We start from the raw sequence: 22837 nt of genomic DNA, 5'->3' as shown, positions 1-22837 counted from the left end.
GGTGGCCGGCGAGGGGTGCTCGTCAGTAGGCAAGGGACTTCTCCACTTTTCGGATGAGGATCGATGTCGGGTAGCTCGCGACGAGGAAGATCACGCCGGCAATCGTGATGGGCTCGAGGTACTGGAACGTCCGTGCGCCGTACTGCTGCGCAGCGGTGACCATCTCGACCACCGTGATCGCGAACAGGAACGGCGTGTCCTTGAACATGGAGATCGCGTAGTTGCCGAGGGCCGGCGTGGTGGCCCGGATGGCCTGCGGCAGTATCACTGCGCGCCAAGTTCTCTGACTGGGCAGCGACAGTGCATGGGCGGCTTCCCACTGGCCGCGGGCACCCCCTCGATGCCCGCGCGATAGACCTCGGCCATATACGTCGAGTAGTGGATCCCCAAGACGGTGATACCGATCTGCAGTGCCGAGAACTGAGGCAGGAGATAGTAGGCGAAGAGCAGTTGCACAACGAGCGGTGTCAGGCGGATGAACTCGCTGATCATCCGCAGCGGGATCGTGACAACCCGAGGGCCGACGCGTCGAACGATGGCGATCACCAGACCGAGGGCCGCCGCGATCACGAAACCCAGGACCGTTGCCAGCAACGTGATCTTGAATCCCTCGAGCAGCACCGGCAGACAATCCGCGGCACGCTGCCAACTCCACTCCACGCTCACCGGCCGACTCCCACGGTCTCGTCGATTCGTTCAGGCCGCAGACTGAGTACCTCACGCAACGACGGGCCGACCCCGAGACGGGACTTGGCCCGCACCTCCAGCAGATTCATGACAAGGGTCAGCACGTACGCGATGAGGAAGTAGAGCACCAACCCGATCCCGAAGGAAAAGATCGTGTCGCCGGTCCCCCGACGCAGTTGTTCGATCTGATACGTCAGGTCCTGCAGAAGGATGAAACTGGCGAGCGCACTGCCCTTCAGCAACTGGATCAGCAGATTGGTCATCGGCGGGATCATCTGCGCCCACGCCTGGGGGAAGATGATCCGGTGCAGGCGTTGCCACGACGAGAAGTTCAGCGCCACGGCGGCTTCCCATTGCGGAGCGGGGACCGCCCCCAACGAACCGCGGACCACCTCTGCACCGTAGGCGCCGTAGTTGAGTGCCAACGCCAGTATCCCGCAGAACATCGACTCGAGTTGGAATCCGAACAGCGGCAGTACGTAGAACAACCAGAACAGCTGCACCAGAAGTGATGTACCCCTGAAGAACTCGACGATCACCCGGGCGGTGCCCCGGATCGCGAGGTGACGAGAGCCCGACGACACACCCAGCACCAGGGCAAGGACAAACGCCAGGGCCGCGCCACCGAGGGTCAGATAGAGGGTGGTGAGAATACCTTCCTGGATGCGCGGCCAAGCGTCCAGGAAGGCGTCGAAGTTGTCTCCCACAGTCGGTTACTCGACCATCCTCAGATGTTTCCCGCGCACAGGTCGGCGGTGGTCAGCTGCGGATCGGGCAGTTCCTTCTCGGTGAATCCGAACTTCCCGACGATCGAGAGATACTTCTGCGGGTCGGACGTTATCTTCTTGAGCTCGGCGTTGTAGGCATCGAGCAGTTCCTTGTCGTCGGTGCGGAAGACGGTTCCACCCGCACCCACCTGGGGCTTCCCGTCGATGACGGCGACGAACGACGGGGTGACGTCGACCGGTGCACCCGGATTGTTCTTCTTCATCCAGTTGAGCGAGATCCCGGTCAGCGCGAACACGTCCGCACGCCCGGAGGTGACGGCATCCATGCCGTCCTGGGGAGTGGCGACCTGCATGCTCGAGATGCCCAGGCTCTTCGCGTAATCGGACTCGATCGCACCGGTCATCGTGGCGAGCCGCGCCCCACTACCGGCCACGGACTGCATGTCCGTCAGTCCCTTGGGATTGCCTTTGCCCACCATCAGGGCCGTCGTGTAGTTGAACTCGGGATCGCTGAAGGCCGCCTGCTTGCAGCGCTCGGGAAGAATCGACATACCCGCGCTCACCACGTCGAAGCGGTTGGCCTGCAAGCCCGGGATCAACGCGCCGAAGTCCGCGTTGACGCCCTCGACCTGATCGATTCCCAGGTTGCGGAAGATCTCCCGGTGCAGCGCCACGGTCGCGCCGGTCAGCTCGCCGTTCTCCTCAAACGAATACGGTGCCTCGCCGGCGAAACCCACAGTCACCGCACCTTTTTCGCGTAGCGATTCCAACAGGTTGCCGTCACCACCCGAATCGGTGGACGAACACGCCGCGAGGCTCCCCGCCACCAGGGCGGCAACCGCGAATATGCTTGCCGCTCTTGTACTCACAGACCTCTTCAACACCGAGAGTGTCATCGACTCAGCCTTCCGATCGCGACCGGAAAGGCTCTGCCCGCGTTCTCTGTGACGTCCGATTTCACGGGTATACGCACTTCCGACCGACTCATCCACCTTGTTCGCTTCGTACGCTTGTGAAACTAACACGGCAACGGCATCGCTTCCGTCCCAAACCTCAGGACAAGCTGACGAAGGCCGTGTTCAGGATGCGAAATCAGCTCCGGGACAGCGCCGCTTACCGGGTGTAACCTGGGTCAGGTGACGGGACCCACATCCCAACGGCCGCAGACGATGAAGATGCAAGGCGTGGCCAATCGCGTCGTCCGTGGCCTGCTGGCCACACCACTGATCAGCCGCGGCATCGGCCGCCGGTTGATCACCATCTACGTCGTCGGGCGAAAGTCCGGCAAGCACTATTCCATCCCGGTCGCCTACACACCCCACGGCGAGAAGTTGTTGATCGGCACACCGTTCGGGTGGGGCAAGAACCTGAGGACCGGCGAATCGGTGGGCATACGTCTCATGGGGCGACGGCGGAGCGCGGATGTGGAGGCATTCACCGACGAACCGAGCGTCGTCGAGCACTACGCCATCATCTGCCGCGACAATCATCAGTTCGCGTCGTTCAACAAGATCGGACTCGACGCGGACGGCACTCCGGATCCCGACGATCTGCACAACGCCTTCACCGCGGGCGCGCGCACCTTCCTGCTGACCCCGCACTGATCGAGGCGGGACACCGACGCGTGGAATCCGCCGCCGGCCCGACACCGGGTCTCGACCGCCGTGTCAGCGCCACCATTGCTCTCGTCGGCGTTGCCGTGCTCGCCGTGGTGGTCGTCATGTTCCTGCTCACCCGGGGACTCGACCTCGTGATCGGCCTCCTCGGTTTCGGTGTCGCCGTCGCCGGCGCGTGGTGGGTCGTCACCGAGCGCGCCCTACGTCGCACCGGCGGCGCGGTCGCGGTCGCGCTGGGCTTGGTCGTCATTGCCACCGCCTTGACACAGGTGTTCACCGACGCCGCCACCGCGGTGGCGCGACTCCTCGCGACCGTTGCCGTGCTGACCGTCGCGACGGCATGCGCCCGGCACGCGCTGGTGCCGGATCTGCACGCCCTCGATAGGAGCAGGGAAATCCGCCGCCCGGGTCATCCGGTGCTGATCTGCAACCCCAGGTCCGGCGGCGGGAAGGTCGATCGGTTCGGCATCGTCGCCGCTGCGAGAGACCTGGGCGTCAAGACGGTCGTCCTCGGCCCCGACGATGATCTCGACCAGCTGGCACGAGAGGCCGTGGCACGGGGCGCCGACTGCCTCGGCATGGCGGGTGGCGACGGATCACAGGCTCGCGTCGCATCGGTGGCCGTCGAGAACGACCTCCCCTTCGTGTGTGTCAGCGCCGGCACACGCAATCACTTCGCGCTCGACCTCGGACTCGACCGTGCCGATCCGACGGCGAGTCTGCTCGCTTTTCGGGATGCCGTCGAGCGGCGGGTGGACTACGCCACGGTCAACGACCGGCTGTTCGTCAACAACGTCTCGCTGGGCATCTACGCGTCGATCGTGCGCGAGGGTTCCTATCGAGCCGACAAAGCCCAGACGGTCGCCACGATGCTGCCCGACCTGCTGGGACGCACCGCCGAGCCGTTCGATCTCCAGTTCACCTCTCCCGACGGCGACGAGATCGACGGGTCGTTCGTCATCCTGGTGTCGAACAATCCCTACACCGCATCAGCTTCGTTGGACGCCGCCGGGCGGCGGGCGTTGGACACCGGCCGGCTCGGGGTCATCGCGATCTCGACCTCGACGGGATCCGAGGCCGCACGGCTGATGACCCGATCCGCACTCGGACTGCGCAAGACCAGTCCCTTCTGGCATGAGTTCACCACCGAGACGTTCGAGATCCGGTCGCACGGCAAGCAGACGTCCGTGGGCATCGACGGCGAGCCGCTGGATCTGGCAGCACCGCTACGGTTCCGCAGTCACCCGAAGGGACTGCGTCTGCTGGTCCCGGCCGGCAATCGGGCGGCCGCAGCGCGCCGCCGGGCGCGGGCCGTGGACATCAGATCTCTCGTCGATCTCGCGAGAGGACGCGCCCCGCGGATGTGAGTCGTTGATACGAATGCGGTGTCAGGGGGGGTGTCACGTCAATAGTTGACGCGGCGAGCCGCTCACGCCGCATTCATATGCACGTGCCGACGATCACGGCCTTCCACCCAAAAAGGACGAATCCGACACGGGCGCCTGCTGATTCGGAACAATCGGACAGTCGACGGGGTATCGCCCGAAATGGCGATGCCTGCGTGATCGGGTGCACATCTGGGCGTCTAGATTGGGCCGCTGACGGCACACAATTCTGAGGGAGTCGATGTGGTGGCGAACGAAGACCTCGATGTCCGGGTATCCACGGCGGGCGACGAGGGCTATCAGCGGGGTCTGACCACCCGGACGGTTCAGATGATCGCGATCGGCGGCGCGATCGGCACCGGACTGTTCTACGGTTCCGGCGGCGCGATCGAGAAAGCCGGCCCCGCCCTCATCCTCGCTTACGCACTCGCGGGCCTGGCGATCTTCATCGTGATGCGTGCCCTCGGAGAGTTGCTGATCTACCGACCCATCTCGGGCGGCATCAGCGAGTATGCCGACGAATTCCTCGGGCGGTTCGCGGGCTTCAGCCAGGGCTGGACCTATTGGGCGGTGTGGACCACGACCTGCATGGCCGAGATCACCGTGGCAGGTAAATATGTCAACTACTGGTGGCCGGCGATCCCGGTGTGGGTGACAGCCCTGGTCGCCCTTATCGTCCTGTTCGGGGCGAACCTCATCTCCGTGGGATTGTTCGGTCGGGCGGAGTTCTGGTTCTCGGCCATCAAGGTGACCGCGATCCTCGGCATGATCATCGTCGGTATCGGTGTGCTGCTGCCGATCTCGGGGCTCGGACCCGACACCGGGCCCTCGGTGACGAATCTGTGGAGCGACGGCGGCTTCTTCGCGACCGGATCCACCAATGCCTTGTTGAGCCTGCAGATCGTGATGTTCGCCTACGTGGGTGTGGAACTCGTCGGCGTGACCGCCGGCGAGGCACAGAACCCCCGTGTGACCTTGCGCAAGGCCATCAATTCCGTGCCGTTCCGCATCGGTGTCTTCTACGTCGGCTCGCTGGTGGTGATCCTGTCGGTGCGGAGCTGGCGCGACTTCCACGCGGGGCAGAGCCCGTTCGTGTCGGTCTTCGAGTACATCGGGATCCCCGGCGCGGCCGGGATCGTCAACTTCGTCCTGCTGACCGCTGCGCTGTCGTCGTGCAACTCCGGCATCTATTCCACCGGGCGCATGGTCCGCTCGCTCGCGCAGCGCGGTGATGCGCCACCGCAACTCGCGCGGCTGTCCGAGCGTCGGGTCCCGCTCGCGGGGATCGTCCTCAGCGCCGCGGTGATGGTGGCCGGGGTGGTCGTCAACGTGATCGACCCCGATCACGCATTCTCCTACATCACCTCGGTGTCGACGGTCGGCATCATCGTGGTGTGGGGAACGATCCTGGTGTGTCACATGGCTTACCGGAAGAAGGTGGCGCGTGGAGAGCTGCCCGCGTCGGACTACCGGGTGCCCGGTGCCCCGGTCACCACCTGGGCCGCGCTCGCGTTTCTCGCGCTGGTGTTCGTCTTGCTGTTCTTCGATGCGGACGGACGGATCGCACTGGTCGTCGGCGCGGTCTGGTTCGCTTGCGTCGGTCTCGGATATCTGGCGTGGACGCGGGCGGCGGCCCGGACCGGACGCTGACGTCCGCTCAGCGGTCGACGACGAGGTCGCGGACCGCGGTGAGATCGGCGACGAAGGCGTCGAACGCCTCCTCGCGACGATCTCGGGGCCCGCGCAGGATGGACGAGGGATGTACCGTTGCCAGCACATCCTCGTCATGACCTGATCCGACATCGCCATCCGAGGCGAGATTGAACCGTTCGCCACGATGCTGAGTGACCCGGAAGTCCGGCCCCAGCAGGGCCTGCGCCGCTGTCGCGCCGAGACAGACGACGATTCGCGGGCTGACCGCATCGAGTTCGGCCAGCAGCCACGGCCGACATGCGACGACCTCGGTGTGCTTGGGTTTGTCATGGATACGGCGTTTGCGGCCCGCGGCCCTGGTGAACTTGAAGTGCTTCACCGCGTTGGTGACATAGGTCAGTTCGCGGTCGATCCCGGCAGCATCGAGCGCACGATCGAACAGCTTGCCCGCCGGCCCGACAAAGGGCTCACCCGCGCGATCCTCCTGGTCACCGGGCTGCTCACCGACGAACATGATGGTCGACCCGACGGAGCCAGCACCGAACACCGTCTGGTCGGCATCTCGGTAGAGGTCGCAGCCTCGACAAGACCGTGCGGCCGACGCCAGCGACGCGAGGTCATGCGACTCCGGGACGAACTCCCCTGCTCCGACATAACCCATCCAGGGCCTCCCTTCACGACCGCAACCGGTCGCTCCCGAGATACCCGCAGAGGACCGGGACGACACATCGATGCCGGCCATCGCGCGGCAGCCGTCACGCTCCTTCCGGATTGCCGGCAGATACCGCCGCCTGCGCGCCCATCCGATCAGCACCCCAACTGCGTTCGATGTAACCGACCACCCGTGCGACATCGTCGGCAGGGACGTCATCGATCGCACCGTCCTCGAGTGGATCGGCATGGAAGATGTAGAGCCGGGACGCGAACTGCTCGAATGGCAGCGATCCCTCGCCGGGCCGCTCGCCGTTGCCCGCGGTGCCGACCACCACGGTGTCACCCCAGTCCTGCCCACTGTCGTTGTTGGGGTTGAAGAAGTAGACCCGGATATCGCCGTTCGGGTCCGTCGCGACCCGCAGGATCGTGATCGCATGCCAGCCGACGTAGCGCGCCGCGCTGTCGGTGAACGCGATCCCCGCGGGCTGTGGGTGGATGAGCGGCTGATTGCCGTTGTAGCCGGGGTGATAGGCCGCATAGAACTGCCGGATGAAGTCCTCGAGGGCGATGAGGTCGCCGGTCGCGACGTCGACGTTGATCCGGAAGCCGCGCGCCGACCACCACCCGTGGAACTCCGGATTCACCCACCGGTGTGGGTCGCCGGGACGGTCGGCACACCGCCGGACCATCTCCGCGTAGATGCGGTCGAGATGCGGAACCACCAGGAGAGAAACGGGATCCAGATCGATCGGATCGGCGGTCGCGACACCCCCGACGCTCTCGACCGAGGAGATTCGCTGACCTTCGAAATGCGCGACCACCTCGTCGTCGCGGGCCGCCCACGCCACCACCTGCAACAGATAGTCGGGATCGTTGTAGGCCCACATCGAGAGTGCGCGGGCCGATTGACACGTCGGATTGTCTCCCTGCCCGACCCCCAAAGGCTGCCCGAGCATCGACAGCAGGCCACCGAGGAGCAACGATTCGGGGGCCACCGCCGGACCGAATGCCGAATGCAGACGCTCTCGTACCGAGGGAGCGAGCTTCAGCGCCAGTTGCCGCCACAGGGACGGCACCACCGGCGGCTGGTGCAGGATGCCCCGGTCCAACAACAAGGCGAGGCCGTAGAGACATTGCGCGTTCTGTGGTTCGACGGTCCGGGTGATCAGCTCGAGTACCAGATCCGTGTAACGGAGTAGGCAATTGCGACCGACCTCCGACAGACCGAGCGCCTCGGGGAGGAGAAAAACGTTGTCGTCCACCAGGTATCGGGCCAGCGCCGCGTGATACGGGGAGACGAGGCCGGTGTCGTGCATCGCTCGCGCGAATCCACGGGCCTCGAACTCGAGTCCTTCGGCGTCCATCGCCGCCACCCGCGACAGATAGACCTCGATGCCCGGGTCCTCCCGGCAGGCTTCTGTCGGTCCGAAAAGAGCGGTGGTCAGGCGGTCGAGGCCCTGGGCAGCCGTGCCGAGGTCGACGTCGGGATCGTTGCGATGGATCGCGATCCGCGTGACCATCGCCTTCACATGGTCGACCTGGATGGGTCGCTGACGGAGGATTCGCCAGATCTCCTCGACCAGTTCGTCGAGGACGCTGTCGTATCCCACCTGATCGACGACGTAGGCGAACACCGCACGGGTCACCTTCGCGGCGCTCCCCTGCCGTACCCGGTCGGCCTCCGACGGTGGCGCGAGCAGCAGATCGAGATTCATCGCCAAGATCTGCGACAGGAATCGCCTCGCGTCATCGGCCGTCATGGCCGGGTGCTCGTAGTCCCCCATGGCAATCGCGACCAACCGCAACTCGCTGGTCGACTCCAGGATCACCGTGTCGGTGTGACCGCTGCGCAGGCTGGTCCCGGCGAGTGCCGGGACCAGGATGTCGGGCTGATCCCAGTCGGACCCGGCAAAGACACCCGCGCTCTCCAACGCCCCGGCGCGCTCACGCACCGCGGCACATCCGCCGTCCTGGGTGAGCACCCGCCGCAGGGCGTCGAGAACCCGGCGCACCTTGCCGACCTTGGCGAAGTCCGGCGCCTCGAGCATCGCCGCGGTGGCGTGATCGAGCTGCTCGACCCGCGTTGCCAGAGCCCGGCCCGAGTCCGTGTCGTCCAAAGAAGGCACTAGCACCCTTTGCTGTCCTCAGGGTCCGCAGCGGGCACGCGATCGCGACCCCGCGCAGATCTCATACGTAGAAATCGAGTTCTTCTTGTCGCTTGAGTAGATCCCGCATCCGGTACGGATCCTCACCGAAGAAGTACAGCAGACCCCAGTGGGTGCCGAATGCCGTGCGCTTGGTGACGGTCTCCTCGAGCGGCTCTGCGAGATCGTTGGTCTCGTAGTAGTCGTCGTCGGCCGTCTCGTCCGGTATTTCCAGGTTGGACACCACGCGGCGGCGCGGATAGACCCCGAAACATCCCGCGACGCCGCTCGCATCCACCACTTCCCGAGGGAAGAACGCGTCGATCTCCTCCTCGGTGGTCTTGGGATCGAACGAGAGCACCAGCGCCTGGTAGGCGTTGAAGCCGTAGGCGCGTTCCAGCAGCTCGAACACCTTGAAGCCCGGCGGGCGATAGGCCACCTCGCCGAAGTACATCTCGCCGTCGTTGGTGACGAAGTACTCCGGATGCACGAAGCCGAAGTCGATCTCGAAAGTCTTGATCAGCTTCTCGATCTGAGCCGTGATCGCGGGTCGGTATTTCTCGAGCTCCGGGGTGGCGGGGACGAACACCGAGTACCCGAGGGTCACGTACTCGGAGATGTTGAGGAACTTGATCTTCCCGTTGTGGATCCACGCCTCCACCGCGAACTCCCAGCCGTCGAGGTGGGACTCCATCAGCACCGGGAATTCTTCTTCGGGAATCGTGTCGACCTCGTCGGGTGTCCGGATCACGCGATGACCGAGGCAGCCGGCCTTGTCGAAGGCCTTCAGGTGGATCGGGTCGTTGGGGTCACCGTCGAGCTTGAGCAGCGTCTGGTTGACCCGTCGGAGGAACCGGACCACGTCGTCACGGTCGTGCGCCTCCTCGAAGATGCCGACACGAATACCGCCGAGTTGAGCGCGGCGTTTCATCAGCGCCTTGTCGCGCAACAGCATCGCCTGGCCGAACAGGCGCGGCTTGTTCATCAGTACCGAGTTGATGGCCCCCGCCCACTCGACGGTCTCCTCGAAAAGTGGGATCGCGACGTCGACACCCATGTCCTGCAAGGTCTCGGCGATCTCGAGAGACCGATCGTTCAGGCGTTCGAAATTCCACGGCACGTACGGAATGTCGTGTTCAGCGCAATATTCGTGCGCCCAATCGGGCGCCACCACCACATATCTACGGTCGAATCGGTCGAGGGCCTCGATGGCCCCGAGACTCCAACCGAGCAGCGCGACGTAACCCTTGTCGGGGTTCTTGGCCGTCTTCGCAGGCGTTGTCATGCATGTCCTCTCGCTCAGATCGTGCGCGGTTCATGCTCTCTGGTCCTGTGGCCACCGTACAGAGGCGTCCGACGACCGGCACGCAGTGCCGTCGTCTACGGGATGTCGCGCAGCAACCCCTCGCGGTGACCCGGGATTTCCGGTCGCACAGGTTGGCGGCGGCTAACCTGGGAGCACTCGTCGTCTGTCGACCTGGAGGTGGAACAGCAATGGGGCGTGGTGATGTCCGGGTCCGAGCCCTCGATGACGTCTGGGGAGGACCTCGATGAGTCTGGTCGCGGGACGCGGGCCGTTGAGCGGGAATCCGGCCGGATGGTTCTCCGGGGCGCTCCCACCCGATCTGGTGTTCGTCGAGCCGCATCCGCGCCGCATCCAGGCGGTTCGCGACGGCGCGACCGTACTCGACACCGAACGGGCGGTGATGGTGCACCGGCCCGGCCAGTTCCTCAGCTATGCCTTTCCGGCCGATGAGGTCGGCGAGCTGCCCGGCGAACCCGAGCCCGAGGCACCGGGATTTGTCCACGTTCCGTGGGATGCCGTCGACGCCTGGTACGAGGAAGGCCGCAAGCTGGTCTGGTATCCGCCGAATCCCTATCATCGCGTCGACTGCCGTCCGACCACTCGGGGCCTGCGGGTCGACGTCGCCGGCGTGACGCTGGTCGACACCACCGACACCGTGATCGTCTTCGAGACCGCACTGGAGCCCGTACTGTACGTCGCTCCCGAGCATGTGCGGACCGATCTGCTGCGCCGCGGTGACCTCAGTACCTACTGCAACTACAAGGGCACCGCCACGTACTGGTCGGTGGTCTTCGGCGACACCGTCGTCGAGAACGTCGCGTGGAGCTACGAGGACGTGCTGCCGGAAAGCACCGTCATCCGAGGGCTTCTCAGCTTCGACCCGGCCAAGGCCGACGTGCTCGCCGAGCTTCCGGCCGGTGCGACCCGTGTCGCGGATTGCGGCTGCGAGAGCTAGGGCGCGGTTACAGCCTGGCCCGCGACGCCACTGCGGCGTCCGATGTACGCAACGGGCGGATGAGTCCGTCCTGGACGAACGAGGCGAGGAGGGCGCCCGCCTCGGTGTGCACCGTGCCGCGCACATAAGACATGCCGGCACCCACCTGGGTGCTCTCATGCGAGTAGAGAATCCACCCGTCCCATCGGACCGGCTCGTGAAAGCTGATCGCGATCGTCATCGGTGCGGTCGACACCGTGAGATGCGCTTGGCTGGTACCGATCCCGGCGTGGGCCCGCATGGTGGTGGAGATGCCGAGGTGGCCGGTGAAGTGAGCCAGCAGCGCCTTGGCCAGGTCATCACGCTGTGGCACCGGATCATATCTGAGCCAGGCGTACAGCTCGGGCGGTCCCACCTCGTCGGGGCTGTTCACCTCCTCCACGTCGACGAGACGAACCTCGCGGCCGGGCAACGGCATTCGTGCCGCAAAAGCATCGTCGGGCTTGGCGACCGCGGGACGTGGGAGGTGGTGAGCGATCAGGTCTCCGGTCGGGACGTCGGCGAGGACGGTCACCGTGGCACACCGCTTACCGTTCTGCGCGGCCGTGACGACAGCGGTCGCGACCGAACGTCCTTCATGCACGACGTCGACGTCGAACTCGACGGGCGGGCCCACCGTCACCGCCCGCGCGAACACCGCCTGAGCCGATCGGACCGATTTGTCACCGAACCGCTTGGCGACGGCCACGATTGCCTGCGCGAGCACCTGGGTGCCCTCCACCACCACGCGACCTTCCTCCCCCTCGATCCCGGTCGCCCCGGTGAACCGATCACGCTCACCGGGCTCGACGTCGAACAGGCCGAGCAGCACCTCGAGCGACCACGCGGTCTGATGGTCTGTCGCGGTCACGCCGCCTCGCGCATCACGCCGACATGCCGCACCATGCCGGAGATCCCGGGCAGCTCTCTGACCGGCGACCAGGTGCGCAACCCGTCCCTGCTGTCGGAGTACAGCTGCTTCCCCCGGGTGTAGGCATCGAGGTACATCCGCCAGGCGCCGTTCGGTAGCTGGACCACCGCCGGGCCCTCGACGAACGTGCCCCAATTCCCTGGTGCGACGAATCGATAGGGCCCGACCAGCGACGACGCGACCGCGTGCTGGATGACCTTCTTCGTCTCGTTCTTGGTGAACGCGTGGTAGGTCGCGCCGACCTTCACCACCGTGGTGTCGATGTGGTCTGCCCCGATCCCGGCGATCGGCACAGGCGGGCTCCACAACCGCAGTGACGGCTCGAGTGCGGTCATCAGGTACGGCACAAAGCCGCCCCCGGTCGACATCGACAGGATGACGTTGACCCGGCCACCTTCGACAAACCACTCGGGTGCCCACGCTTTGGTGGTGAAAGGCGACAGCGACGGACCGTCGCTGGACCCGGCCGACCCCGAGGAGCCCGGCCCGCTCGACGAACCCAGACCCTTACCGTCGCCCGTGCCGGGCAGGAACGCGCAGCACAGCGGGACCGGATAGTTCTGCAGGAAAGTCCAGTTCAGGCGGTCCCTGCTGCGTGCGAACCCGATGTTGGCGCCATCTGCCGTGGTGTAGGTGATGTAGTACCACCCGTCGGCGTTCCGGAAGATGCTCGCGTCGCGCACCCGCCCCGCCGGCGGCCGATATGCCGATTTCCGGGCGAGCTGGAAGCGCGTGCCATCGGGCGACTCGTAGACATCCATGTCACGGTCGGCGGCGCTGCTGAACGCCACCATCGTGTATCGCCAACCCGACGGCGCGGCGTCACCGGACCCCGGAGTTGCGACCAGCAATCCCACGGTGGCGAGCACGACCGAGACGACAGCGAAGTATGCACGCTTGGTTCGCATCACGGGCGCAGTATGAACGACGAACGCCGCGTCGTGCGCAGGTTTGGTGAAAAGGCTCGCGCACGATCAGCGTCGACCGATGGAGTCGTTACACGTTGAAGCGGAACTCCACCACGTCACCGTCGGCCATGATGTAGTCCTTGCCCTCCATGCGCACCTTGCCCGCAGCCTTTGCCGCGGCCATCGTGCCCGCGGCATCGAGGTCGTCGAAGGACACGATCTCGGCCTTGATGAAGCCCTTCTCGAAGTCGGTGTGGATCACGCCTGCCGCCTTGGGGGCGGTGTCGCCGCGATGAATCGTCCAGGCCCGCGATTCCTTCGGTCCCGCTGTCAGATAGGTCTGGAGGCCGAGCGTGTGGAAGCCGGCGCGGGCGAGCGACCGCAGTCCGGGCTCGGTCTGACCGATCGAATCGAGGAGTTCCTGCGCATCCTCGTCGTCGAGCTCGAGGAGTTCGCTCTCCACCTTCGCATCGAGGAAAACGGCGTCGGCAGGCGCGATGCTGTCGCGCAGTTCCTGTTTGCGGGCGTCGTCGGTGAGCACCGACTCGTCGGCGTTGAAGACGTAGAGGAACGGCTTCGCAGTCATCAGGTGGAGTTCGCGGACCGCCGACAGGTCGAACGAGTCCTTCTGGGAGAACAGGGTCTTGCCCTCGTTCAGGATCTCCTGTGCCTTCTGGGTGGCCGCGACGGTCTCGGCGAGGTCCTTGTTCTTGCGCGCGTCCTTCTCCAGGCGCGGCAGGGCCTTCTCGATGGTCTGGAGGTCGGCCAGGATCAGCTCGGTTTCGATCACCCCGATGTCGGAGAGCGGGTCGACCCGGCCGTCGACGTGCACCACGTCGTCGTCGGCGAAAACCCGGACGACCTGGCAGATGGCGTCGGCCTCACGGATGTTCGCGAGGAACTGGTTGCCCATCCCCTCGCCCTCGGACGCACCTTTGACGATGCCGGCGATGTCGACGAAGGAGACCGTCGCGGGCAGGATGCGTTCGCTGCTGAAGATCTCCGCGAGGCGGTCGAGACGCTTGTCGGGCAGCTCGACGACACCGATGTTCGGCTCGATGGTCGCGAACGGATAGTTCGCGGCCAGCACGTCGTTGCGGGTCAACGCGTTGAACAGGGTCGACTTGCCGACGTTGGGAAGGCCGACGATTCCGAGGGTGAGACTCACGGGCGACCAGTCTATCCGCCGCGGGTCGTCGATCGGCGGGCGACGTCGGTGCTGTCGGCGAAAATACGGTTGCCGTCGGCGGAAAAGGGGTTGCTGTCGGCGGAAAAGGGGTTGCTGTCGGCGGGGTCGGGGGCAGGGTCAGGTGCTCGTGGCGGTGCCGGGATCGTCGGCCGGGGCGTCGGGCGGCGGCTCGTCGTCGGGGACACCCCGGTGTGAGGTCACCGGAGTGCCCTCGGGCGGCAGCGTCTCCCCGGCGCGCAGTGCGATCTGCTCGTTCAGGTAGCGCAGGACCACCGAGATGGCCGCGGCGGCGGGCACCGCGAGGAACGCGCCGGTGATGCCGAAGAGGGTGCCGCCCAGGGTCACCGCGAGCAGCACGATCACCGCGTGCAGGTCCATCGACTTCGATTGCAGCCACGGCTGCAACACATTCCCCTCGAGCTGCTGGACGGCGAGGATGATCCCGAGCACGATCAGCGCGGTGGTCAGGCCGTTCGACACCAGGGCGATCAGGACCGCGAGAGCGCCCGCGACGAACGCACCGACGATCGGGATGAACCCGCCGAGGAAGGTGATCACCACCAGTACGCCCGCCAACGGCACCTGGAGGATGAACAGGCCGGCACCGATCAGCGTCGCGTCGACGAAGCTCACGATCGCCTGGGTCCGGATGAAGCCGCCAAGGCTGTTCCACATGCGGGTGAGCACTTCGCCGATGTGGGCCCCCGACGGCTGACCGACCGTACGGTCGAGCCACGGGACGAACTTCGGTCCGTCCTTGAGGAAGAAGAAGACCAGGATGAGGGCGGTGAACAGCGTGACGAGTATCGACGTAGCGGTACCGACACCGCTGAACACACCGGCCGCGATACTCGAGGCGCTCGACTGCAGCTTGTCGGTGACCGTGTTGACGATGTTGTCGAGCTGCTCGTCCTTGACGTTCAGCGGCGGGCCCTGAATCCAGTCCTGGAGTTTGTGCACGCCGTCGGTCGCCCGCGATGCGAGCTCGGGGGCCTGCCGCACGATGGACGGCACGATCAGACTGATCACCCCGGCCAGCACCCCGACGCCGAGCAGCATCATCACCAACGACGCCGCCGCGGGCGGAACGCCACGCTTGCGCATCCAGCGAACCGGAGGCCACAACACCGTGCAGACGATGATGGCGAACAGGATCGGCAGGAGGACGACCCAGAACTTGCCGAGCAGCCAGAACACGATCCACAGCGCCGCGACCACCAGGACGAGTTGCAGAGCGACGATCGAACTGGCTCTCAGCCCCGCGAGAACGACCCCCGCCCGGGTCGGATACCGACGCCCGGCGGCGGCGGTGGGACTGGCCGAGCTGTCGGGCACGCCCGATTTCTCTGTCACGCAGAGATCGTCACACAAAGGGCGCGAGTCCGCGTCGATCCGCGGGTGTGTCGGCCGATACGCGCGTCACACCCGGCAGGTCAGCTCGGGTGGTGGCGCTTGATGCGGCGTTCGACGTAGCGAACGAGTTCGTTGACCGCCTCGAGCTGCAGGACGAGCGGCGACAGCGGCTGCTGCACACAGGGCGATGTCGGCGCGGTCTCTTCCGGCGCTAACTCGGCGAGGTCGTCGGCCGGCCGCGGTGAGACGCCCGGGCTCGGCGGGTCCTGCTGCGCTGCGTGCTGCACGGTCTCGGGTCCGTACAGGCCCATCATGATCTCGAGTCCCCATGCCGGGAATTCCGACAACGGGAGTTCGTGCCGACCTCGGTGTCGGGCACCCGTGAACGGTGTGTTCATGGGCTCATCGTGCCAGGAATTGTTATCTACGTCACCAATTCCCTCAATTCGATATGGGCCGGACGGCCATGTCCGATTCCCGCCAGATTCGGTCGGAGAACGGTGTCAGAGTGGTGTGGTGACCACGACGATCCACCTCCCCCGGCCTCTCGACTTCGATCGGTGCTACCGCGCGGTCTCGTCGCGGGATGCCCGGTTCGACGGCCAGTTCTTCGTCGCCGTCCACACCACCGGGATCTATTGCCGGCCGTCGTGTCCCGCGCTGACACCCCGCGCGGAGAACGTGCATTTCGTGCTGACCGCGGCCGCCGCCCAGCACGAGGGGTTCCGGGCGTGCCGTCGTTGTGCTCCCGACGCGGTGCCCGGTTCGCCGCGCTGGAACGCGGGAGCGGACCTGTCGTCACGCGCCATGCGACTGATCGCCGACGGCGTGGTGGAACGGGAGGGTGTCGATGGACTGGCCACCCGGCTCGGCTACACGCCACGCCATGTGAACCGGGTGTTGACCACCGAACTCGGGGCCGGACCGCTCGCGTTGGCGCGCGCCCACCGCGCCGCGACGGCGCGTGTGCTGATCCAGTGCACGCCGATGCCGATGGCCGACATCGCGTTCGCTGCCGGTTTCACCAGCATCCGCCAGTTCAACGACACCATTCGCGAGGTCTTCGGCCTGACCCCCACGCGGCTGCGGAAGTTGCCGTCGCCGGCGGGTGTGGCCGGGCAGGGTGCCGTCGGGGAGGTGACGCTGCGCCTCGCGCACCGGATGCCCCTGGACACCCGCTGGCTGCACTGGTTCCTGCTGGCACACGCAGTCCCGGGCGGCGAACTGGTGGACGACACCGACAGCGACTCCTGGCGCTATCGACGCACGATGAGACTCCCGCACGGTCCCGCCCTGGCCGCCGTCGAACCGGCGGCCACGCACATGACCGCGACCATCACCCACCTCGACATGCGCGACCTCGGTGTGGCGGTCAACCGACTCCGACGACTGCTCGATCTCGACGCCGACCCGGTCAGCATCGACATCGCTCTGCGCGACGACCCGTCGTTGGCCCCACTCGTCGACGCCGCGCCCGGTCTGCGTGTCCCGGGATCAGTGGACTCGACCGAGACCCTGATCCGGACCATGATCGGGCAGCAGATCAGCGTGAAGGCGGCCCGCCATCACACTGCGCGCCTGGTGGAGACTCTCGGAGAGCCGGTGCCGTGGCACCTGAATGCGGAGACAGAAGGCGCTCCGGCGCCGGCCTGGACCCTCTTTCCCGACGCGGCCACCATCGCCGAACACGGACACCGGGTGTTGACCGGACCGAGGCGTCGGATCGACGCCGTTCTCGCCGTCGCCGAGGCCCTGGCCGGGGGCCATCTGGAGCTGCACCCCGGCCGCACGGCCGCCGACCTGAGGTCCGCGTTGCTCGAGTTCCCGGGAATCGGGGCCTGGACCGCCGACTATGTGGCGATGCGGGTCACCGGTGAGCCCGACATCCTGCTCGACCGCGACCTCGTGGTCGCGCGGGCCGCCACCGAGGTGGGCATCGATCTCGCCGACGGCGCTCCCGCGTGGGCTCCGTGGCGCTCGTATGCCTCGATGCATCTCTGGCGCCACCGACTGTCGGTGACCGAGCCGATACTGACCCGAACGATCACGAGCGAGCAGACGTCGACGCACCATTCCACGCGGGCCCCGACCTCGCGATCGCGAACTGCCCGAGCGGCGCAGACGCGATCGACCCAATCGACTCGTCGGCAGCGACTCGACGAGCCTGCAGAAGGAGCACGATGACATCCACGATCTCGACCCCCGCGACGACCACCAGCGTCGCCCGCTGGACGTCGATCCCCACGCCCGACGGCGCGTTCACCGTCGTCGCCGATGACGCCGACCGGGTCCTTGCCTCGGGTTGGACCGACGATCCGGACTACCTGACCGCGCTCGTACACCGGTCCATCCGGCCCGAGCAGTTGCGGCGCGACGGACTCGACGGACTCCGTGAGCGCGTCGACTCCTACTACTCGGGGGCGTTCGATGCCCTCGACAACGTCGAGGTCGTCCAGCATTCGGGCCCGTTCCTCGAACACGCGTGGTCGGTGCTGCGGACCGTGGCGCCCGGCGCCCCGGTGACCTACTCCGAGTTCGCCGGGCTCTCCGGCAAGCCCACGGCGATCCGCGGAGCCGCGGCGGCGTGCTCACGCAACGCCGCTGCGCTGTTCGTCCCTGCCACCGGGTGTTGCGCACCGATGGCTCACTCGGCGGATTCCGCTACGGACTCGACGTGAAGCGTTCGTTGCTCGATCGTGAGGTGCTCGCGGACGAGTGACCGCGCGGCCAGACCGGAGATCGAGGTCCCGTCCCACTGTCGGACCCGTCGAGCACCATGACGGTCATGAATGCCTCAGTGATCGTCGCCTTGATCGCCGGCCTGGCCCTCGGCGGACTGCTCGGGTGGCTCGCGCACGCGTCCCGCTCGGCCGCTGCCCTCGCCGCGACCCGTGCCGAGCTCCAGTCCGTCCGCTCCGCACACGATCTCGCGGCCCGTTCGCTCTCGTCCGCGAGTGAGGATGCGGCGCGGCGCCAATCCTCGGCCATCGGGTCGCAGGTCTCACACATCGTCGACCCGCTCCGGGCTGTGCTCGGCCAGCTCTCCGAGGAGTTGCGCCGAACCGAACACCACCGCATCAGTGCGTACTCGGGGCTCACCGAACAGGTGCGCGGCATGCACGCCGTCTCGGCACAACTGACCGACCAGACCCGACAACTCGCGAACGCACTCCACACGCCGCAGGTCCGCGGCCGCTGGGGCGAGCTACAGCTCGAACGTGTCGTCGAGCTGGCCGGCATGGCCCGACATTGCGACTTCTCGACCCAGGTGTCCGCGGAGGGATCATCGGGAGCGGTCCGGCCCGACATGGTCGTCCATCTCGCGGGTGAGCGGAACATCGTGGTGGACGCCAAGGTGCCACTGCAGTCGTATCTGGCCGCCGTCGAGGAACCCGATCCGGCCGTCGCCGACCGGCTTCTCGGCGATCATGCGCGCGCCGTCCGCGCCCACATCACACAGCTGTCGTCGAAGGCGTACTGGTCGGCCTTCGACAACACGCCGGAGATGGTGGTGCTGTTCGTACCGAGCGATCCGGTCCTCGAGGCCGCGGTGCGGGCCGACGGTGATCTGATCGAATTCGGGTTCAGCAAGAACGTGGTACTGACAACGCCGGCGACGCTCGTCGCGCTGCTGCGCACGGTCGCGCTCGGCTGGCGGCACGACGCGATGGCGCGCGATGCCGCCGTCATCCACCAACTCGGGACAGAACTCCACCACCGCCTCGGCGGCGTGCTCGGTCACCTCGACAAGCTCGGCGGGTCGCTGCGCCGAGCCGTCGATTCCTTCAACTCGACGGTCGGTGCCGTCGATGCTCGCGTAGGCGTCACAGCTCGCAAACTGGCCGAATTGGACGCCCTCCAGGGTGAGGCGCAGCACACTGCGGCCTCCCCGATCGACATCACCGTCCGCACCGCCGGAGGCATCCGGACCAGCGACGACACCGCCGAAACAGGGCGATGGGCAACATCACCCGGCGGTTAACAGTTTTCGGGGGGTTAACCGGTACCGTCTAGATGTGTCTTCTGCCCCGCAACAGCGATCAGCAGTACCGCTGGATCAGCAATCCGTGCTGCCGACGGTACGCGGCCTCCCGTGGTGGGGCGGTGTGCTCGTGGCCACAGTCATCACGAGCATCGGTGCGGCGATCGATGCGAGCAACACCGACGCCCTCGGCGGAATCTTCAAGTTCTGCTACTTGGTCGGCTGCGTGACCGCAGCGCTCGCCGTGCGGCGCCGTGCTCTGTTCACCGCCGCGGCGCAGCCGCCCCTCATCGCATTCCTCGTCGGAGTCATCACGCTCTATGGCCTCAACGCCGACCAGGCCTCATCCGGTCTGAAGAGCCTCGTCTTCAAGGTCCTGCTCCCCATCGCCGACGCATTTCCCTGGATGCTGCTGACGTTCCTGGTGACGCTCGGGCTGGTGGCCGCGCGGTGGTACCTCACCCGGGATCGTTCGACCGGCGTCGGCCGGCGGCGGGCGGCGAAACCCAAGCCCACTCCCGCCAAGTCCGCCGGCTCCCGTACCGCCACGAAGCGCGCTTCTCGTCCAGTCGCCTCCAAGGCGCGCTCGGCCGAATCCGGCGAGCCGAGAAAGCCTTCCTCCGCGGCGCAGAAAACGCGGCGCCCACGGCCGGCCGCGGGCGGCTCGGCCGATGGTGTCGCGAAGAGCCAAAAGGCCGCCGACGGTCCGTCGGCCCGCGCCGCCGCGGCCACCAAACAGAGCAAGCGCCCCGAGAGCACCAAACGCGCCACCCCCGACCCAGCGCAGGCGACCAAACGCCGCTCGACTGCCGGGGCGGTCCAACGTGCAGAGGCCGGCGAGCTCCTCGGGTCCGGTGAGGAATCGATCGGCGAGACCATCGCGCCGCCGGCCACCGAAGCCCGCCCGACGGCCGGTGCGGCGGCCCGCCGACGGACGCCGTCGGCAGCAGCCGATCATCCGCGCTACGAGTCGGCGACGCCGCAGGCGTCCGCATCGCGGTATCCGTCCACCCGCGCACGCTATCGCGGCTGACTGACGCTCACACCCGTGTGACGCTGTCGAACCACCGTCCGAGCCGCCTTGCCGCGTCGTCGACCAGTGACGGCCAGTCCATCGCCGCTTCGTCGGCGCCGTCGCTGACCACCTTCACCACTCGACAGGGCACGCCGAACTCCGCGCTCACATGTGCGATCGCGCAGGCCTCCATGTCCACCAGATCGGCTCTAGCGGCGAGCGTCGCGCGCCGGGCCAGGTCAGCGACAAAGGTGTCGCCGGACGCCAGCACGCTGCCGTCGCCGCCGGGCATCTCCCAGGCGTCGACGATCGGATAACCCATCGCCCTCAATTCGGTGCTGCTGATGTCGTGCTCGATGACGGTCGAGGGCACGAAGAGCCCCGAATGGTGATCGTGGAGTGCGCCCGCGGTGCCCACGTTGACGACCTGCTGGACCGGGGGTTCGTCGCCGGCGCCTGCGAGCACTCTGGTCAGGGCCGTCGCGGCACGGACCTTGCCGATACCGGTGATGAGGACGCGCGTCCCGGTCGGGACGTAGCGCGCCTCGGCGTGCGTGGCTGCGACGATGAGCGTGCCGCGGTCGAGTGTCACGAAGTGAAACTATCGTCCACGCTCGGCCAGCGCGACGCAGGCCCGTGCCGCCCGTCCCAGCGCCGTCCCATACGACGGACCGTGGCCCGCGGCGTGCACCGCGAGCGGATGCAGTTGGTGGAGCGCGATGCGGTCCTCCCAGCCGGCACGCAGGGCGTGCTCACGCTGGTAGCCCGCCAGGATCTCGGTGAGCTGCGGGCAACCGAACAGCGCCAGCATCGCCAGGTCGGTTTCGCGGTGCCCGCCGTGCGCGGCCGGGTCGATGAGCACGGCTCCCTGCGCGGTCCACACCACATTGCCGGTCCACAGGTCACCGTGGAGTCGCGCGGGCGGATCGTCGTCATCGAAGGCACCGCCCGCGAGCAGCGCGCACGCCTCGTGGGTCGCAGCCGCGTCCTCGGGGCCGAGATTCCCGGCCTCGATCGCAGGCGGGAGATATGGCAGCACCCGCTCCTCGGCGTAGAACACACCCCAACGGTCGTGCACACGCGTACTCAGTGGACGCTCACCGATGAACTGTCTGCCGTCGTAACCGTCTGGGGGACCACCGAATCCGGACGCGCCCGCGTCATGCATCCGTGCCAGCGCCGACCCGAGATCTCGTGCCGGTGTCTCCGCCGGGCGTGTCGACGTCAGATGTTCCAGCTCGATGAAATCCTCACCCACGGCGAGCACCTCGACCACCGGTCCCCCGCCGTCACCCAACCATCGGAGACCAGCAGCCTCGGCGCGAAAGAAGTCCGGATCGACGTCGCGGCGGTCCTTGCGGAACACGCGGCTCATGTGGAAGAGATGTCGGTGCCGTTCTGCGCGGCGGCCTTGCGTTCGAGCGACCGCGCGCTGACCCGGGCCAGATGATCGAACCGATCGTTGGCCACGCGCATCAGGATCTCGTAAGGCAGGGCGAACTTTCGCGCCCACCAGTACCCGAAGCGGATGTCGAACGAGGTGTAGACGAGGAAACGATTCTTCCGAATGCCTTTGAGGATTGCCGCGGCAGCCTTTTCGGGCGTGACCGCGACCTTGTGGAACTGGGCGATCTGCGCCTTGATCCGCGGATCGTCACGGTTGATGCCGGCGATCTCCACCGTGTCGACCAAGGGCGTGTCGACCCCGCCCGGGCACACCAACGACACTCCGATGCGGTGTCGACGCAGGTCGAAGCGAAGGACCTCTGACACCCCTCGCAGACCGAACTTGCTCGCGCTGTAGGCCGCGTGCCACGGCAGCGCCAGCAACCCCGCCGCCGATGACACGTTCACCAGATGCCCACCGTGCCCGCGCCGGATCATCTGCGGGACAAAACATTCGATCACATGGATGGGACCCATCAGATTGACATCCACCATGGTGCGCCAATGCCGGTGCTCGAGATTCTCCACGGTCCCCCACGCCGACACGCCGGCGATGTTCATGACGACGTCGGCCACCCCGACCTCGGCGTCCACCTGATTGGCGAACGAGCGGACCCAGTCGTAATCCGAGATGTCGCCCGCCTGGTGGTAGAGCACCGCCCCACCTTTGCCGGTGATCTCTCGCACGACGTCGTCGAGCGGGTCCGCATGGAGATCCGTCAGAATCAGTTGGGCACCGTCGTCGGCCGCGGCGATCGCGGTCGCCCGGCCGATCCCGGAGGCGGCGCCGGTGATGAGCACGATGCGCTCCCGCAACGTGGGCACGGGTGTCGGCATGACGATCAGATCCTTGAGCCCCATCACCAC

Annotated in this window: 20 protein-coding genes and 2 pseudogenes; 8 read left to right on the top strand and 14 right to left on the bottom strand. The window is 66.7% G+C overall.

What is annotated here, in order from left to right; all coding sequences use genetic code 11:
- Positions 1-22: 22 nt before the first annotated feature.
- The 3 genes and pseudogenes from ehuD to ehuB all read right to left on the bottom strand — a co-directional run bounded on the left by ehuD (position 23) and on the right by ehuB (position 2311).
- Positions 23-666: pseudogene (gene ehuD, locus GTV32_RS00445) on the bottom strand (ectoine/hydroxyectoine ABC transporter permease subunit EhuD).
- Positions 663-1394 carry an ectoine/hydroxyectoine ABC transporter permease subunit EhuC gene (ehuC, locus tag GTV32_RS00440; protein ID WP_161058488.1) on the bottom strand — a complete coding sequence of 244 codons (732 nt, stop codon included), beginning with the start codon at positions 1392-1394 and terminating at the stop codon, positions 663-665. The pseudogene ehuD and the gene ehuC overlap by 4 nt, the downstream one beginning before the upstream one ends.
- A gap of 20 nt (positions 1395-1414) precedes the next feature.
- Entirely contained in the window at positions 1415-2311 is an 897-nt protein-coding gene (gene ehuB, locus GTV32_RS00435; RefSeq protein WP_161058487.1) for an ectoine/hydroxyectoine ABC transporter substrate-binding protein EhuB, read from the bottom strand.
- 240 nt (positions 2312-2551) lie between these two features.
- Here ehuB and GTV32_RS00430 point away from each other — a divergent pair, with 240 nt between their 5' ends.
- From GTV32_RS00430 to GTV32_RS00420, 3 genes are all read left to right on the top strand, one after another.
- Positions 2552-3019: a hypothetical protein gene (locus GTV32_RS00430; RefSeq protein WP_343287159.1), complete on the top strand. Its 468-nt coding sequence runs from the start codon at positions 2552-2554 to the stop codon at positions 3017-3019.
- A gap of 20 nt (positions 3020-3039) precedes the next feature.
- A complete protein-coding gene (locus tag GTV32_RS00425; RefSeq protein WP_343287158.1) occupies positions 3040-4398 on the top strand; it encodes a diacylglycerol kinase family protein in 1359 nt (452 codons plus the stop codon).
- A 264-nt stretch (positions 4399-4662) separates the two neighbouring features.
- On the top strand, positions 4663-6066 hold the full coding sequence (locus GTV32_RS00420) for an amino acid permease (RefSeq protein ID WP_343287157.1): 1404 nt from the start codon (positions 4663-4665) through the stop codon (positions 6064-6066).
- 7 nt (positions 6067-6073) lie between these two features.
- Here GTV32_RS00420 and GTV32_RS00415 read toward each other — a convergent pair whose 3' ends face one another.
- The 3 genes from GTV32_RS00415 to GTV32_RS00405 all read right to left on the bottom strand — a co-directional run bounded on the left by GTV32_RS00415 (position 6074) and on the right by GTV32_RS00405 (position 10152).
- Positions 6074-6730, bottom strand: coding sequence for a UdgX family uracil-DNA binding protein (locus GTV32_RS00415; RefSeq protein ID WP_161058486.1), 657 nt, complete (start codon positions 6728-6730; stop codon positions 6074-6076).
- Between the two features lie 94 nt (positions 6731-6824).
- Positions 6825-8771 (bottom strand): hypothetical protein, encoded by a 1947-nt coding sequence (locus GTV32_RS00410; RefSeq protein ID WP_237421619.1) that lies wholly within the window; start codon positions 8769-8771, stop codon positions 6825-6827.
- A 139-nt stretch (positions 8772-8910) separates the two neighbouring features.
- Entirely contained in the window at positions 8911-10152 is a 1242-nt protein-coding gene (locus GTV32_RS00405) for a carboxylate--amine ligase (RefSeq protein ID WP_161058484.1), read from the bottom strand.
- A gap of 265 nt (positions 10153-10417) precedes the next feature.
- On the opposite strand from GTV32_RS00405, the gene GTV32_RS00400 reads away from it, so the two are divergent.
- Positions 10418-11128, top strand: coding sequence for a DUF427 domain-containing protein (locus GTV32_RS00400; RefSeq protein ID WP_161058483.1), 711 nt, complete (start codon positions 10418-10420; stop codon positions 11126-11128).
- Between the two features lie 7 nt (positions 11129-11135).
- Here GTV32_RS00400 and GTV32_RS00395 read toward each other — a convergent pair whose 3' ends face one another.
- From GTV32_RS00395 to GTV32_RS00375, 5 genes are all read right to left on the bottom strand, one after another.
- Positions 11136-12017 carry an acyl-CoA thioesterase domain-containing protein gene (locus GTV32_RS00395; RefSeq protein ID WP_161058482.1) on the bottom strand — a complete coding sequence of 294 codons (882 nt, stop codon included), beginning with the start codon at positions 12015-12017 and terminating at the stop codon, positions 11136-11138.
- On the bottom strand, positions 12014-12985 hold the full coding sequence (locus GTV32_RS00390; RefSeq protein WP_161062242.1) for a glycoside hydrolase family 43 protein: 972 nt from the start codon (positions 12983-12985) through the stop codon (positions 12014-12016). The genes GTV32_RS00395 and GTV32_RS00390 overlap by 4 nt, the downstream gene beginning before the upstream one ends.
- A gap of 88 nt (positions 12986-13073) precedes the next feature.
- Positions 13074-14153, bottom strand: a complete 1080-nt coding sequence (ychF, locus tag GTV32_RS00385) for a redox-regulated ATPase YchF (protein WP_161058481.1) — start codon at positions 14151-14153, stop codon at positions 13074-13076.
- 138 nt (positions 14154-14291) lie between these two features.
- Complete coding sequence (locus GTV32_RS00380; RefSeq protein WP_343287156.1) at positions 14292-15527, bottom strand: AI-2E family transporter; 1236 nt, start codon at positions 15525-15527, stop codon at positions 14292-14294.
- A gap of 80 nt (positions 15528-15607) precedes the next feature.
- A complete protein-coding gene (locus tag GTV32_RS00375) occupies positions 15608-15925 on the bottom strand; it encodes a hypothetical protein (protein WP_161058480.1) in 318 nt (105 codons plus the stop codon).
- A 118-nt stretch (positions 15926-16043) separates the two neighbouring features.
- Between GTV32_RS00375 and GTV32_RS00370 the strand changes: the two genes are divergently transcribed.
- The 4 genes and pseudogenes from GTV32_RS00370 to GTV32_RS00355 all read left to right on the top strand — a co-directional run bounded on the left by GTV32_RS00370 (position 16044) and on the right by GTV32_RS00355 (position 20542).
- Positions 16044-17711, top strand: a complete 1668-nt coding sequence (locus GTV32_RS00370) for an AlkA N-terminal domain-containing protein (protein ID WP_343287155.1) — start codon at positions 16044-16046, stop codon at positions 17709-17711.
- A pseudogene (locus tag GTV32_RS00365) lies at positions 17708-18246 on the top strand (methylated-DNA--[protein]-cysteine S-methyltransferase). The gene GTV32_RS00370 and the pseudogene GTV32_RS00365 overlap by 4 nt, the downstream one beginning before the upstream one ends.
- A gap of 66 nt (positions 18247-18312) precedes the next feature.
- Positions 18313-19509: a DNA recombination protein RmuC gene (locus GTV32_RS00360; protein ID WP_161058478.1), complete on the top strand. Its 1197-nt coding sequence runs from the start codon at positions 18313-18315 to the stop codon at positions 19507-19509.
- 34 nt (positions 19510-19543) lie between these two features.
- Positions 19544-20542, top strand: a complete 999-nt coding sequence (locus tag GTV32_RS00355; protein ID WP_161058477.1) for a DUF6542 domain-containing protein — start codon at positions 19544-19546, stop codon at positions 20540-20542.
- Between the two features lie 7 nt (positions 20543-20549).
- Here GTV32_RS00355 and GTV32_RS00350 read toward each other — a convergent pair whose 3' ends face one another.
- From GTV32_RS00350 to GTV32_RS00340, 3 genes are read right to left on the bottom strand one after another with little or no spacing between them, the layout of a single operon-like run.
- The gene (locus tag GTV32_RS00350) at positions 20550-21116 is read right to left on the bottom strand and encodes a nucleosidase (RefSeq protein ID WP_161058476.1); all 567 of its coding nucleotides are present in this window, start codon (positions 21114-21116) and stop codon (positions 20550-20552) included.
- 9 nt (positions 21117-21125) lie between these two features.
- A complete protein-coding gene (locus tag GTV32_RS00345; protein WP_161058475.1) occupies positions 21126-21899 on the bottom strand; it encodes a fructosamine kinase family protein in 774 nt (257 codons plus the stop codon).
- On the bottom strand, positions 21896-22831 hold the full coding sequence (locus tag GTV32_RS00340; protein WP_161058474.1) for an SDR family oxidoreductase: 936 nt from the start codon (positions 22829-22831) through the stop codon (positions 21896-21898). Before GTV32_RS00340 ends, GTV32_RS00345 begins: the two co-directional genes overlap by 4 nt.
- Positions 22832-22837 lie beyond the last annotated feature (6 nt).

This window comes from Gordonia sp. SID5947 (genome assembly GCF_009862785.1).
Taxonomy (GTDB): Bacteria; Actinomycetota; Actinomycetes; order Mycobacteriales; family Mycobacteriaceae; genus Gordonia.
The sequence above is the reverse complement of the archived record's forward strand: the minus strand, read 5'-3'. Positions and strand labels throughout refer to the sequence as shown.